Consider the following 13,606-nt stretch of genomic DNA (forward strand, 5'->3'; position numbering starts at 1 on the left):
GGAGATCTGAGGAGCCAGACACGCCATGACCACCATCGATCGCGCATCCACGAGCGCTCCGGGCGAACTGTCCGCCGGCAGGAAGCAGCTGGCGCTGCTGATCCTGTGCGGCGCGGTCTTCCTGGATGCGCTCGACATCTCTCTGCTGGGCGTGTCGCTGCCCAGCATCAAGACGGGCCTGCACCTGTCGGACGGCTCGCTGCAGTGGCTCGTCTCGGGCTACACCGTGGGCTACGGAGGCTTCCTGCTGCTCGGCGGCCGGTGCGCCGACATGTGGGGCCGGCGCCGGACCTTCATCGGCGCGACCGCCCTGTTCATCGTCGCCAGCCTGCTCGGCGGGGTGCTCACCTCGGGCGCGCTGCTGATCGGCACCCGGGTGCTCAAGGGCATCGCCGCGGGCTTCACCGCACCGGCCGCGATGTCACTGATCACCACCACCTTCAAGGAGGGTGCCGAGCGCAACCGCGCGCTCGGCGTCTTCGCCATGACCGGCGCCGCCGGCTACAGCTTCGGCCTGGTGCTCTCCGGTGTGCTCACCGAGATCAACTGGCGCCTGGTGTTCTTCGCACCCGGCGTGATCGCGATCGCGGTGCTGCTGGCCACCCCGCTGATCAAGGCCGACCCGCCGCGGGTCGCCGGTCCGCGCCAGAGCTTCGACATCGGGGGCGCGCTGACCGCGACCCTGGGCGTCATGCTGCTGGTCTACGGCCTGGTCCAGGCGCCGTCCTGGGGCTGGGGTTCGGTCGGCACCATCGGCACGCTGGTCGGCGCGGTGCTGCTGCTGGTCCTGTTCGTGGTGATCGAGTCCCGCCACAGCTCGCCGCTGGTGCCGCTCTCGCTGTTCCGGGCCCGCACGCTCAGCTCGGCGAACCTGGTCAACCTGGTGTGGGCCGGTTCCACCATCGGCTGGCAGTTCGTCGCCACCCTCTACCTGCAGGAGGGCCTGCACTACAGCGCGCTGAAGACGGCCTTCGCCTTCCTGCCGCTGGGCATCCTCATCGTCGCGGTCGCCAAGTTCGCCTCCGGACCGCTGGTCACCCGCTTCGGCATGCGCGCGGTGGTCACCGTCGGCCTGATCATCCAGGCCACCGGTGTGCTGCTCTTCCTGGGCGTCGGCAGCACCAGCGGCTACGCCGTCGCGATCCTGCCCGGCATCATCCTGCACGGCATCGGCAACGGCCTGATCTACCCGTCCGTCAACATCGCCGGTGTCAGCGGCGTCGCCGACGAGCGGCAGGGTGTCGCGGCGGGTCTGATCACCGCCGCGTACCAGGTCGGCGCCGGCATCGGGGTGGCCGTGCTGGCCGCCGTGCTCACCGCCACCTCGCACGGCGGCAGCATCTCCAGCTACCGCTGGGCCTTCCTGGTCGCCGGCCTGTTCTCGCTGACCGGCCTGGTGATCGGCTTCATCGGCCTGCGCACCCCCGCCGGGCGCGGCACCCGGGTGGCCGGCTCGCCGGTCGCCGCGGACAGCGTCGCGCCGGCCAGGGCCGCCTCCGAACGCTGATCGCAGGCCTTCGGAACGCTGAAGGACACTGCCCCCTTCCCTGATGCCTGTGGATCTCATCGTATGCGCCTCACAGGCATCAGGGAAGTACTTGTTCAACTCTGATATTGACCAGGAGTCAATGTCATTGATACCCCTTTCTTGACGTGCACGTTTCCTGACGCCGCGAAGGGGCTCGAAGGGGTGCCATGAACGAGGTTTCGCAGCAGGCGCTGGACGCGGCCCGCGCATTCATCGCGGCCGCGAACCGCGGCGATGTCCCGGCGCTGGAGCGCGCCCTGGCCCCGGACGTCCGGATCGACATGGGCGGGGCGGTCCACCAGGGTCGCGGCCAGGTGCTCGACCGCTTCTTCCTGCCCTGGGTGGTCCGGGTCGCCGGCCGCTACCAGGAGACCGGCGCCAGGCCGGCCGGCGACGCGGTGATCGTCCTGTACCGCTTCCGGACGCCGGCGGGCCTGCGGGAGGATCTCGCCTACACCTATCGGGTCGGCGGCGGTGCGATCACCGAGATCGTCGGCCGCTTCACCTGACGCACTGTCGGCGGCGAGAGCACCGAGTGCGCCCGGACGAACGCCCGGTACCACCAACGGACCTGAGGGTCCGACATATTTCCTAGGAGTAGCTGTGGAGAACCCGGTAGTGGTGGTCGGCGGCGCCGGCAGTGTCGGCCGCCTGGTGGTGGCCGGTCTGCTGGAGCGCGGGGAGCAGGTCCGGGTGGTCAGCCGCCGGGCCCGGTCGGCCGGTGCCGCGCAGACCTTCCAGGCCGACGTGCGGGACCGGCAGTCGCTGGCGACGCCGCTGGCCGGCTGCTCCGCGGTGGTGTTCAGCGTCGAGCCGGGCACCGCGTCGAGCGGTCCGAACAGCCCGGAGGCCACCATGTACCAGGGCGTGGTCAACGTGCTCGACGCCGCCACCGCCGCGGGCGAGAAGCCGCACATCGTGCTGGTCAGCCAGATCTACGTGACCCGCAAGAACCACCCGATCAACGCGACCGGGCGGATGCTCGACTGGCGCCTGGCGGGGGAGGACGCGATCCGCTCCTCCGGCCTGCCCTACACCATCGTGCGGCCCAGCTGGCTGACCGGCGGCAAGGGCGGCACCGCCGTCCGCCTGGAGCAGGGCGACCGCGGCGAGGGCGACATCACCCGTCAGGACGTGGCCGACGCCTGCGTGCAGGCCCTGTACAGCGCGGCCGCCCGGTCCAGGACCTTCGAGATGTACAACGCGTCCGGCGGCGCTCGGGCCGACTGGGACGACCTCTTCGACACCCTGCAACCGGACCCCGTCCGGTAGTCCGATAGGAGGCTGTTCGCCATGGACAGCAAGCGCACGCACGAGGCTCTGGCCGACTGGTTCGCCGCGCTCAGTCGCGGCGACATGGAGACCGTCATCGGGAGCCTGTCCCCGGACATCGAGTTCGAGCTCCCGGCCGACCGGTTCAACCGGGTGGTCCCGTACCTGGGCCGCCACCTCGGCCGGGAGGCGGTCCAGGCGGCGTTCGGTGTGCGGGCCGAGACGACCGAGGTCATCGAGTACGAGGTCAGGGACCTGCGGGCGGAGGGTGACGTCGCCTTCGCGGTGGTCTACACCAAGGCGGCGCAGACCCGCACCCGCCAGGAGTTCGAGATCGAGGACGCGCACCGCTTCGTGGTCGACGAGGAGGGCCGGATAGCCCGCTGGAAGGTCTACTTCGACCCCAACGTCGAGGTCGGGGCGTTCACCGCCGACCGCCAGGAGCGCCTGGTCGAGGCCGCCTGGGCCGGTGCGGTCGCCACGGTCCGCGACCTGATCGAGGTGGAGAGCGCCGACGTCAACCGGGTCGACTCGGCCAGCGGCCTGACCCCGCTGCTGATCGCGGCCGGGCGCGGCGACGAGCAGCTGGTGCGCCTGCTGCTCGAGGCCGGTGCCGATCCGCGCACCGCCGACGCCCGGGCCGGTGCCACCGCCCTGCACAAGGCCTGCCAGAGCGGCAGCGTGGCGGTGGCCCGGGCGCTGGTCGAGGCCGGCGCGTTCGTCGACGCGGTGGCCCCCACCACCGGTCACACCCCGCTGATGGACGCGCTCTGGTACAAGTACCCGGACCTGGTGGCGTACCTGCTCGAGCAGGGCGCGGGCCTGGAGCTGTACACCCACTACGGCTTCTCGCTGCGCCAGCACTTCGAGTACGAGCTCAACGTCAACACCCGTGGCAAGGAACTGCTGCTGCGCGCCGAGGAGTTGCTGGAGCAGCGGCGCAAGCGGGACGCCGAGGCGGTCGCCGAGCAGCAGCTGATGGCGGCCGTGGTGGCGGACGACGTCGAGGCGGTGCGCGCGCTGCTCGCCTCCGGTGCCGCGGTCAACGCCCGTTTCCCGCACCTCAACGGCTTCAACGACGGCCACACCCCGCTGCACGTCGCCACCCGGGACGGGCACCAGGAGATCACCGAGCTCCTGCTGGCCGCCGGCGCCGAGCTCAACGCGGTCGAGCCGTGCTTCGGCGCGGTGCCGCTGCACAAGGCCGTCTACAACGGCCACGCGGAGATCACCGCCGACCTGGTCCGGCAGGACGGCATCGACCTCGACTTCCAGGGCGCCACCAACGGCTACACGCCGCTGCACGACGCGCTCTGGCACGGCTGGGAGGAGTGCGCCCGGATCCTGCTGGACGCCGGCGCCCGCACCGACCTGATCGGCCATGACGGCAAGACCCCGTACGACGTCGCCGCCGACGTGCTCGGGTCCGACCACCCCCTGACGGCCCGGTTGGCCGCCGCCGCGAAGTCGGCCTGAGCCAGCACGCCCGGCGGTCGCGGCAGCACCGCCGGTCCAGTTCCGGCGCGGCCCACGCGGTTCGCGCCGCACACCTCCGCGGAGGAGAACAGATGCTGTTCTACGTCCAGATGAAGTGGAAGCACGAGGGCCGGATCACTCTCGACGAGCTCTGGGAGCTGGAGCGCGAGGAGGCGGAGCACGCCAAGGAGACCGTCGAATCGGGCTTCTGCGTGGGTATTTGGAAGGTGGCGGCGCAGAAGCGGGTGATCGCGATCATCGACTCGCCGGACGCCGAGGAGCTCGACCGCACCGCGCTGGGCCGGCTCCCGATGCGGGAGTACCTGGAGTTCGAGACGGTCTGGCCGCTGCGCGACTACCTCGGCTTCGCGGAGGACGTGAAGCTCCGCTACCAGGTCTGAGACCGACCGGTCTGAGTTCCTCGCGATGACGGGCCCCGGACACCTGTCCGGGGCCCGTCCGCATCCGTGACCTGGACGAGTCCTGGCCGGAACCTGCGACTCTCGGCCGGGGCCCGCCATCGTGATTGACCCCCCGTGGCGCCCTCGCGACGATGGAAGCACAGGGCCTTGCCGGTTCGTCACCGTCGGCGCGGCGGCTTTTCGAGCGCTCGCTCGCCATCGGCGCCCCAGCGCGGGCCCGCCCCCTTCCCGGTGGCCAGGCCTGGTGTCCACATCCGGTGCCAGCTGTACCGGTGCCATCCATCCGGTGCCATCTAGGAGACATGATGATCCATCAGTTCATTCTGGCCGCGCCCAAGCCGGGCATGACGGCCCAGGAGTTCCAGGACTACTGGGTGAACGTCCACGCGGTGAAGTTCGCCTCGAAGATCCCTCAGATCCGCAAGTACCTGATCGACTGCCGGATCCCCTTCGCGGGCGACCTCGGCACGCCGGCCCTGCCCCACCAGGGCATCGCCGAGATCTGGCTGGCGAACGGCGAGGAGCAGGTGGCCTCGCTGCAGACCGAGGAGTTCCTCCAGGGCGCCCGGCTGGACGAGCCGAACTGGGCCGCCTTCTGGCAGTCCATGGTGATCGACACCACCGCGCACGAGATCGTGCCCGGTCCGGCCGAGGCCGCGCCGGGCCGGGTCAAGCTGACCGTGCTGCTCAAGCGCGCGCCGGGCCTGGACCTGGCCGACTACCGGGCCCGCACGCTGGGCGAGTACGCCCAGGTGGTGGCGGCCGCCCCCGGCCTGCGCCGGGCGCTGCACGCGCACACCGTGGACGGCTACTACGTGTTCGGCGAGGCCGCCTTCGACAGCGTCGAGCAGCTCTGGTTCGACGACGAGCAGGCCCTGGCGGCCGCCCTCGACTCGCCCTGGTTCGCCGAGCTGAAGGCCGCTCAGCAGGGTCTGGTCGACCCGAAGTACGTCTTCTCGCTGGCCGTCACCGAGAACTGGATCATCGGACCGGAAGCCCGCTGAGCTCCGGCCGACCACAGACCTTCGGCGGGTCGACCCCTCGACCGCCGATCCGCTACCTCTCCCGCTGAAGGAGACCACCGCCGATGGCGAAGAAGAGAATCCTCATCGTCCTGTCCGAGTACGGCTACTGGGGCGAGGAACTGGTCGGCCCGCTGGAGACCTTCGACAAGGCCGGCTACGAGGTCACGTTCGCGACGCCGACCGGCAAGCGTCCGGTCGCGCTGCCGCCGAGCTACGACCCCGAGTACATCGACCCCCCGCTGGGCAAGTCGGTGACCACCGGTGAGATGGCCGAGAAGGTCAAGGCGGTCGACACCTCGGACCGGCTGGACAACCCGCTGGACATCTCCTCCTGGCTGCCGGACCGGCCCTACCGCAGCCGGCCCGACTTCCTGCGGGCGTTCGAGGCCTACCACAACCGGCGCGAGCACGTGAAGGCGCAGATCGCCGAGCGCTACGACGCGCTGCTGATCGTCGGCGGCTCCGGGCCGATCGTCGACCTGGCCAACAACTGGCGGGTGCACGACCTGATCCTGGCCTTCCGCGACCTCGGCCTGGTGGTGGCCGCCGAGTGCTACGGCGTGGCCTGCCTGGCCTTCGCCCGGGAGATGGACGACCGGGTCAGCATCATCCGCAACAAGCACGTCACCGGGCACTGCATCGAGTACGACTACAAGGACGGCACCGGGTTCCTGGGGACCGACTTCGTGATCGGCCCGCCGCCGTACCCGCTGGAGTACATCCTGCGTGACGCCACCGCGCCCGAGGGCGCCTACCACGGCAACTTCGGCCACGACACCTCGGTGATCGTGGACTTCCCGTTCGTCACCGGCCGTTCCACCCCGGACTCCTACCTCACCGGCCAGAAGGTCGTCGAGGTGCTGGAGCAGGGCCTGCGCCAGTGGGGCTTCACCGTCAACTGAGCCCTGGCGCCCCAAGACCGGGCGGGTGGTCGCATCCGGCGCGCACCGCGCGACCGCCCGCCCGTTTCCCGCTCCAGACGCCGACGTCGCGCAGACGTCGCAGAGATGAGGCTGAGATGGCTGGCGCCAGGCCCGCCCGGGTGGCGATGCTCGAACAGTTCAAGGCCGACGGCGTGCGCTACATGTTCGGCAATCCCGGCACCGTGGAACAGGGCTTCCTGGACGAGCTGCGGGGCTTCCCGGACATCGAGTACATCCTGTCGCTGCAGGAAGCCGTGGTGGTCGGCATCGCCGACGGCTACGCCCGGGCCACCCGCCGGCCCACCCTGCTCCAACTGCACTCCGGCGTGGGCCTGGGCAACGGCATCGGCATGCTCTACCAGGCGATGCGCGGCCATGCCCCGCTGGTCTGCGTGGTCGGCGAGTCCGGCCTGGCCTACGACAGCATGGACGCCCAGATGGCCGCCGACCTGGTCGGCATGGCCGAGCCGGTGACCAAGTGGGCGACCCGGGTGGTGGATCCGCAGTCCACCCTGCGGGTGCTGCGCCGGGCCTTCAAGGTGGCGGCCACCCCGCCGTACGGGCCGGTCCTGGTGGTGCTGCCGGCCGATGTGATGGACCAGGAGACCACCGAGGACGCGGTCCCCACCTCCTACCTCACCACCACCAGCAGCCCGGACGCCGGCTCCGTCGAGCAGGCCGCCGCGCTGCTGGCCGGCGCCCGCCACCCGCTGATCCTGGCCGGCGACGGCGTCCACTTCGCCGGCGCCCAGGCCGAGTTGGCCGAGTTCGCCGAGGCCTGGGGCGCCACCGTCTGGGGCGCGGACTGGTCCGAGGTCAACCTGCCGACCGAACACCCGCTCTTCGGCGGCCAGTTGGGCCACATGTTCGGCGAGGCCAGCGCGAAGATCATCAACCCGGCCGACGGCGTGCTGATCACCGGCACCTACACGCTGAACGAGGTCTACCCGCTGCTCGACGGGGTCTTCTCGCCCGGCAGCAAGGTGGTCCACCTGGACCTGGACAGCGGTGCGATCGCCAAGAACTTCCCGGTCGACCTCGGCCTGCTGGCCGACCCCAAGCAGACCCTGCCCCGGCTGACCGAGGCGCTGCGCCGCCGGCAGACCGGCGAGCAGAAGTCGGACGCGCTGGCCCGGCTGACCAAGGCCAGGCAGGAGAAGAAGATCGCGGTCATCGAGGCCAACGCGATCGACCTGGCGGGCGTCGGCCAGGACCCGCTCTCCGCCGAGCTGTTCGGTTACGAGCTGGCCAAGCAACTGCCGGCCGACGCGGTCCTCTTCGACGAGGCGCTGACCAGCTCGCCCGGTCTCTTCCGGCATCTGCCGGCCAACCTGCCCGGCCACTGGCACCAGACCCGCGGCGGCTCGCTCGGCGTCGGCATCCCCGGCGCGATCGGCGCCAAGCTGGCCCACCCCGAGCGCACCGTGGTCGGCTTCACCGGCGACGGCGGCAGCATGTACACCGTGCAGGCACTGTGGACGGCGGCCCGCTACGACATCGCCGCGAAGTTCGTGATCTGCAACAACGGCCGCTACCGGCTGCTCGACCTGAACATCGAGGAGTACTGGAAGACGGTCGCCGTCGAGCACCACGAGTTCCCCGGCCCGTTCGACCTGGACCACCCGGCGATCGACTTCGTCAAGCTCGCCGAGTCGCTGGGCGTGCGCGCGGTGCGGGTGGAGAAGCCCGAACAGGCCGCGCCCGCCATCACCAAGGCCCTGGCGCACCGCGGCCCGTTCCTCATCGACCTCGTCATCGGCCGTTCCTCCTGACCGAACCGACCCAGCAGTGAAGGAGTCTGCGTCGTGGTGCTGAACGGCCAGAAGATCGCCGTCCTGATGGAGAGCGACTTCTACGAACCGGAAATCCTCTACTACCAGCGCCGGTTCGCCGAGGAGGGCGGCGAGGTGCACTTCCTCACCCGGCTCTGGGGCAACGACCGGCTGGTCTTCCGCGGCCACGAGCATCGGATGCCGTTCGAGGTGTCGGAGTCCTTCGAGGAGCTGGACGAGTACGGGCTCAAGGAGTACGCGGCGCTGATCGTGCCCTCCGGCATCGTCGCCGACCGGCTGCGCTACACCGAACAGGTGGACCAACTGCCGCCGGCCTCCGTGCTGTTGCGGCGCGCCTTCGCCGACCCGGCGATCGTCAAGGGGATCATCTGCCACGGCATGTGGCTGGCCGCCCCGGTCCCGGCGGTGATCCGCGGCCGGCGCGCGGTCGTGCACAACAACCTGCTCGGCGACCTGCGGAACATGGGCGGGGTCTACGTCGACCAGGACGTGGTGGTCGACGAGGACCTGGTCACGGCACGGACCGGGAACCACTGCCACGTGTTCGCCCGCCAGATCATCGAAGAACTCGCCAAGCGCGGCAGCCGGCGCCACGCCGAGCTGTCCTGACCGGCCGACAGGGGAGACCACAGATGACCGACCTGGTCACGCGCGCCACACCGGCGCTGGGAGAGCCGGCGACCGCGGGGCCGGCGCCGGCTCTGGTGGGACGGATACCCGTGCTCGACCTCAGCCCGGTGGTGGCGGACGGCCGCCGCCCGGCCAAGGCCGTGCTGGGCGAGAGCTTCCTGATCAGCGCCACCGTCTTCCGCGAGGGCCACGGCAAGCTCGGCGCCAACGTGGTGCTGCGCGACCCCGAAGGCCGGCCCGGGCCCTGGCTGCCGATGCGCGAGCTGGCGCCCGGCACCGACCGCTGGGGCGTCGAGGTCGGCCTGAGCGCGGTGGGCCGCTGGAGCTACACGGTGGAGGCCTGGAGCGACCCGGTGACCAGCTGGCTGGACCGGGCCGAGATCAAGCTGCCGGCCGGGCAGGACGTCGAACTGACCATGGAGGAGGGCGCGCTGCTGCTGGAGCGGGTGGCCGCCGGGGTGCCGCGGGGGAGCGCGCGCACCGCCGTGTTGGCCGCGGTGGCCGCGCTGCGCGATCACCGCCGGGCCCCGCTGACCCGGCTGGCGGCCGCGCTGCTGCCCGGCGTGACGGCCGTGCTGGAGCGCTACCCGCTGCGGGAGCAGGTCACCTCCTCGGCGACGCTGCCGCTGCGGGTGGAGCGGCGGCGGGCGCTGTTCGGGTCCTGGTACGAGTTCTTCCCGCGCTCCGAGGGCGCCACCCTGAACCCGCCGCGCTCGGGCACCTTCCGCACCGCTGCCGAGCGGCTGCCCGCCGTCGCGGCGATGGGCTTCGACGTGCTCTACCTGCCGCCGATCCACCCGATCGGGCGTTCCTTCCGCAAGGGCCCGAACAACTCGCTGACGGCGGGCCCGGACGACGTCGGCTCGCCGTGGGCGATCGGCTCGCCGGCGGGCGGCCACGACGCGATCCACCCGGACCTGGGCACCATCGAGGACTTCGACGCCTTCGTGGCCCGGGCCCGCGAGTTGGGCCTGGAGATCGCGCTGGACTTCGCGCTGCAGGCCTCGCCCGACCACCCCTGGGTCGACGAGCACCCGCAGTGGTTCAGCCACCGGATCGACGGGACCATCGCGTACGCGGAGAACCCGCCGAAGAAGTACCAGGACATCTACCCGATCAACTTCGACCAGGACTTCGACGGCCTGGTCGAAGAAACGTTACGCCTGCTGCGGTACTGGATGGGCCACGGGGTGCGGATCTTCCGGGTCGACAACCCGCACACCAAGCCGGTGCACTTCTGGGAGCTGGTGATCGGCGAGATCAACCGGACCGACCCGGACGTGGTCTTCCTGGCCGAGGCCTTCACCCGCCCGGCCATGCTCCGGACGCTGGCGAAGATCGGCTTCCAGCAGTCGTACACCTACTTCACCTGGCGCAACAGCAAGCGGGAACTCACCGAGTACCTGACCGAGTTGACCGAGGAGACCGGCGCCTATCTGCGGCCCAACTTCTTCGTCAACACCCCGGACATCCTGCCCCGGCACCTGCAGCAGCAGGGTCTGAGCGCCTTCGCGGTGCGCGCCGTGCTGGCCGCCACCCTGTCGCCCAGCTACGGCGTCTACGCCGGCTTCGAGCTGGGCGAGAACAGCCCGGTGGACGAGGGCGAGGAGTACCTGGACAGCGAGAAGTACCAGCTGCGCCCGCGCGACTGGACCCGCACCGACTCGCTGGCCCCGCTGCTCACCACCCTCAACCGGCTGCGCCGCGAACACCCCGCCCTCCAGGAACTGCGCAACCTCAGCTTCCTGCCCACCGACAACGACCAGGTCATCGCCTACACCAAGCGCACCGGCACGGACCAGCTGATCGTCGTCGTCAACCTGGACCCGACCGGCGTGCAGGAGTGCACCGTGACGCTGCCCGAGGCCGACGGCCCGCTCGCGGTGCACTGCGAGCTCTCCGGCGGCGACCACCACTGGCAGCACCACGCCTACGTGCGGCTCGACCCCGCGCAGGGCCCGGCCCACATCATGACGTTCCGTCAGGAGAGTTGAGATGCCGGCGATTCTCTGCGCCACCTGCCTGAACGCCGAGCACGGCACCGAGTCGCAGGCCGACGAGCTGTTGCGTCCGCTGCTGCCCGACCTGCTGCCCTGGTTGGTGACCCGTCGCTGGTTCACCCACGAGCACGGCCACCTGGAACAGCTGGCCCCGGTCAGCGCCTCGGTGCTGGACGGCCCGCGCGCCGGCGATCCGCACGGCCCGGTGCTGCTGCACTCGGTGCTCGACGCCCGGCACGGCAGTACCGGCTCGCGCCACTACCAGTTGCTGGTCGGGCTGCGCCCCAGCCTGCCCGAGGCGCTGGCTCCGGCCGGGATCGGCATCGCGCGGGGCGGCCGGTGGGACGGCTGGTCGCTCTACGAGGCCACCGAGGACCACGAGTTGATGGAGCGGCTGCTGGAGCGGACGGTCGCGTCGGGCATGGGCGTGGCCGCGGAGTCCGCGGTGGACGCGGGCGCCGACACCGGCGAGCTGCGGATGTCGCTGACCGGCGCCGGCCCGGTGCCGCGCGGGCTCAGCGCCCGCGCGCTGGCCGTGGAGCAGAGCAACAGCACGGTGGTCTACGGCGACCGGCTGCTCTTCAAGATCTTCCGCCAGCCGGAGCCCGGCCCGCACCCGGAGACCGAGGCGCTGCGCGGCCTCACCCAGGTGCACTGCGACCGCATCCCGGGCCTGGCCGGCTGGCTGCACACCGACGGTGAGCCGCAGCAGGCCATGGTGCTCGGCATCCTGGAGGAGTTCCTGCCGGCCCGTGGCGACGGCTGGCAGCTGGCGGTCGAGCAGGCCGCCGAGTGCATCACCGGCGCCTGCCGCACGGTGCCCGCCGTGGACGGCTTCACGGACGAGGCGCGGGCGCTGGGCGGCGCGGTGGCCGAGGTGCACGCGGCGCTCGCCGAGGCCTTCGGCCAGGTGGAGCTCGGGCCCGAGCAGATCGTCGCGCTGGTCGACGGCCTGCACCGGGAGTTGCGCGCCGCTGTCCGCGAGGTGCCCGAACTGGAGGCCTACGTCGGGCGGTTGAGCAGCCTCTACGAGGACTTCGGTAAACTCGCGTTGCGCGGGCGGGGCTTGGCGGCCCAGCGGATCCACGGTGACCTGCACCTGGGTCAGGTACTGCGCACCGAGGGCGGCTGGAAGGTGATCGACTTCGAGGGCGAGCCGGCCCGCCCGGTGGCCGAACGGGTGCTGCCGCAGCCGGTGCTCAAGGACGTGGCGGGCATGCTGCGCTCCTTCGAGTACGCCGGCCAGCAGGCGCTGGCCGGCCTGCAGCCGTCCGCCGGGTCCGGCGACGTCGCCGAGCGGGGCGAGCCGCCGGCCGGCGAATCCGCCGAGCGGACCGCCGCCCGGCTGCGCCGCAACCGCCGCGCCTACGCCTGGGCGGTGCGCAACCGCCGTGCCTTCACCGCCGGTTACGCGGCGGCCGGAGGTGTAGATCCGCACTGCCACCCGGTGGTGCTGCGGGCCTTCGAGGCCGAGAAGGCGGTCTACGAGGCGGTCTACGAGGCCCAGCACCGACCGGCCTGGCTGCCGATCCCGATGGCGGCGATCCAACGGCTGGTCTTCGGCCGCTGACCCGGCGGCTGCCCGACCCCGGCGGCGGCCGCCTCAGAGATGCCCACACTGCCCACTAGACGACAGGGACTTCACCCGTGACTCCGCGCCTGGCCCTCGAACTGGATCCCCCGGTCCTGCAACTCTCCCCGGCGCGGCCGTCCGCGGACGAGGTCGCCCGCCTGCTGGCCGGCCGCCACCACGATCCGCACGCCGTGCTGGGCGCCCACCCCGGCAAGTCCGGGGTCGCGGTGCGGGTGTTGCGGCCGGGTGCCGACGCGGTGGTGCTGGAGACCGAGGTCGGTCGGATGGCGCTCTCCTGGGCCGACGACGGCCTCTTCACCGGCCTGCTGCCGACGGGTTGGCGTGCCGACTACCGGCTGCGGGTCACCGACGGCAACGGCGAGCGGGTGGAGGAGGACGGCTACCGGTTCGCGCCCACGCTGGGCGAGTTGGACCTGCACCTGATCGGCGAGGGGCGCCACGAGCAGCTCTGGAAGGCGCTCGGTTCGCACCCGCGCACGGTGGACGGCGTGCTGGGCACGGCGTTCGCGGTGTGGGCGCCGAACGCGGTCGGGGTGCGGCTGGTCGGCGACTTCAACTTCTGGGACGGCACCGGGTTCCCGATGCGCTCGCTGGGTTCGACCGGGATCTGGGAGCTGTTCGTGCCGGGCGTCGGCGAGGGCGCCAGGTACAAGTACGAGATCGCCACCCGGGACGGGCGGTTGCTGCAGAAGGCCGACCCGCTGGCCCGCCGCGCCGAGGCCCCGCCCGCCACCGCCTCGGTGGTGCACGACTCGCCCTACGTCTGGGGCGACGCGCGCTGGCTGCGCCACCGGGCCGAGCACTGTGCCCAGGCCGGCGCGATGTCGATCTACGAGCTGCATCTGGCTTCCTGGCGGCCGGGTCTGACGTATCGTCAGCTGGCGGTGGAGTTGCCGGGGTATCTGCGGGAGTTGAACTTCACCCATGTGGAGTTCATGCCGGT

Annotated in this window: 11 protein-coding genes and 1 pseudogene; all 12 read left to right on the plus strand. The window is 71.5% G+C overall.

Features of this window, described 5'->3' with window-relative positions:
• The first annotated feature begins 25 nt into the window (after window positions 1-25).
• Complete coding sequence (locus tag ABH937_RS07820) at window positions 26-1,507, plus strand: MFS transporter (protein ID WP_280688101.1); 1,482 nt, start codon at window positions 26-28, stop codon at window positions 1,505-1,507.
• 188 nt (window positions 1,508-1,695) lie between these two features.
• The gene (locus ABH937_RS07825; RefSeq protein WP_370217671.1) at window positions 1,696-2,037 is read left to right on the plus strand and encodes a nuclear transport factor 2 family protein; all 342 of its coding nucleotides are present in this window, start codon (window positions 1,696-1,698) and stop codon (window positions 2,035-2,037) included.
• Between the two features lie 94 nt (window positions 2,038-2,131).
• Window positions 2,132-2,800 carry an SDR family oxidoreductase gene (locus tag ABH937_RS07830; protein ID WP_280688098.1) on the plus strand — a complete coding sequence of 223 codons (669 nt, stop codon included), beginning with the start codon at window positions 2,132-2,134 and terminating at the stop codon, window positions 2,798-2,800.
• 21 nt (window positions 2,801-2,821) lie between these two features.
• On the plus strand, window positions 2,822-4,276 hold the full coding sequence (locus tag ABH937_RS07835; protein ID WP_370217672.1) for an ankyrin repeat domain-containing protein: 1,455 nt from the start codon (window positions 2,822-2,824) through the stop codon (window positions 4,274-4,276).
• 92 nt (window positions 4,277-4,368) lie between these two features.
• Window positions 4,369-4,677 (plus strand): muconolactone Delta-isomerase, encoded by a 309-nt coding sequence (locus tag ABH937_RS07840; protein ID WP_280688094.1) that lies wholly within the window; start codon window positions 4,369-4,371, stop codon window positions 4,675-4,677.
• 323 nt (window positions 4,678-5,000) lie between these two features.
• Window positions 5,001-5,702 carry an EthD domain-containing protein gene (locus ABH937_RS07845; RefSeq protein WP_370217673.1) on the plus strand — a complete coding sequence of 234 codons (702 nt, stop codon included), beginning with the start codon at window positions 5,001-5,003 and terminating at the stop codon, window positions 5,700-5,702.
• An 83-nt stretch (window positions 5,703-5,785) separates the two neighbouring features.
• The gene (locus ABH937_RS07850) at window positions 5,786-6,625 is read left to right on the plus strand and encodes a type 1 glutamine amidotransferase domain-containing protein (RefSeq protein ID WP_280688090.1); all 840 of its coding nucleotides are present in this window, start codon (window positions 5,786-5,788) and stop codon (window positions 6,623-6,625) included.
• Between the two features lie 116 nt (window positions 6,626-6,741).
• Window positions 6,742-8,418, plus strand: coding sequence for a thiamine pyrophosphate-binding protein (locus ABH937_RS07855; RefSeq protein WP_370217674.1), 1,677 nt, complete (start codon window positions 6,742-6,744; stop codon window positions 8,416-8,418).
• Between the two features lie 33 nt (window positions 8,419-8,451).
• Window positions 8,452-9,048: a DJ-1/PfpI family protein gene (locus ABH937_RS07860; protein ID WP_280688087.1), complete on the plus strand. Its 597-nt coding sequence runs from the start codon at window positions 8,452-8,454 to the stop codon at window positions 9,046-9,048.
• 23 nt (window positions 9,049-9,071) lie between these two features.
• Window positions 9,072-11,063: an alpha-1,4-glucan--maltose-1-phosphate maltosyltransferase gene (locus ABH937_RS07865; protein ID WP_370217676.1), complete on the plus strand. Its 1,992-nt coding sequence runs from the start codon at window positions 9,072-9,074 to the stop codon at window positions 11,061-11,063.
• A gap of 1 nt (window position 11,064) precedes the next feature.
• Entirely contained in the window at window positions 11,065-12,639 is a 1,575-nt protein-coding gene (locus ABH937_RS07870; RefSeq protein WP_370217678.1) for a phosphotransferase, read from the plus strand.
• 77 nt (window positions 12,640-12,716) lie between these two features.
• A pseudogene (locus ABH937_RS07875) lies at window positions 12,717-13,606 on the plus strand (1,4-alpha-glucan branching enzyme); the annotation flags it as partial.

The sequence above is a fragment of the Kitasatospora sp. GAS1066B genome (genome assembly GCF_041262605.1).
Taxonomy (GTDB): Bacteria; Actinomycetota; Actinomycetes; order Streptomycetales; family Streptomycetaceae; genus Kitasatospora.

Excerpts from the sequence above, each read along its gene's own strand:
- ABH937_RS07820 (WP_280688101.1), top strand. The coding sequence starts at position 26 with ATGACCACCATCGATCGCGCATCCACGAGCGCTCCGGGCGAACTGTCC.
- ABH937_RS07825 (WP_370217671.1), top strand. The coding sequence starts at position 1,696 with ATGAACGAGGTTTCGCAGCAGGCGCTGGACGCGGCCCGCGCATTCATC.
- ABH937_RS07835 (WP_370217672.1), top strand. The coding sequence starts at position 2,822 with ATGGACAGCAAGCGCACGCACGAGGCTCTGGCCGACTGGTTCGCCGCG.
- ABH937_RS07840 (WP_280688094.1), top strand. The coding sequence starts at position 4,369 with ATGCTGTTCTACGTCCAGATGAAGTGGAAGCACGAGGGCCGGATCACT.
- ABH937_RS07845 (WP_370217673.1), top strand. The coding sequence starts at position 5,001 with ATGATGATCCATCAGTTCATTCTGGCCGCGCCCAAGCCGGGCATGACG.
- ABH937_RS07850 (WP_280688090.1), top strand. The coding sequence starts at position 5,786 with ATGGCGAAGAAGAGAATCCTCATCGTCCTGTCCGAGTACGGCTACTGG.
- ABH937_RS07855 (WP_370217674.1), top strand. The coding sequence starts at position 6,742 with ATGGCTGGCGCCAGGCCCGCCCGGGTGGCGATGCTCGAACAGTTCAAG.
- ABH937_RS07865 (WP_370217676.1), top strand. The coding sequence starts at position 9,072 with ATGACCGACCTGGTCACGCGCGCCACACCGGCGCTGGGAGAGCCGGCG.
- ABH937_RS07870 (WP_370217678.1), top strand. The coding sequence starts at position 11,065 with ATGCCGGCGATTCTCTGCGCCACCTGCCTGAACGCCGAGCACGGCACC.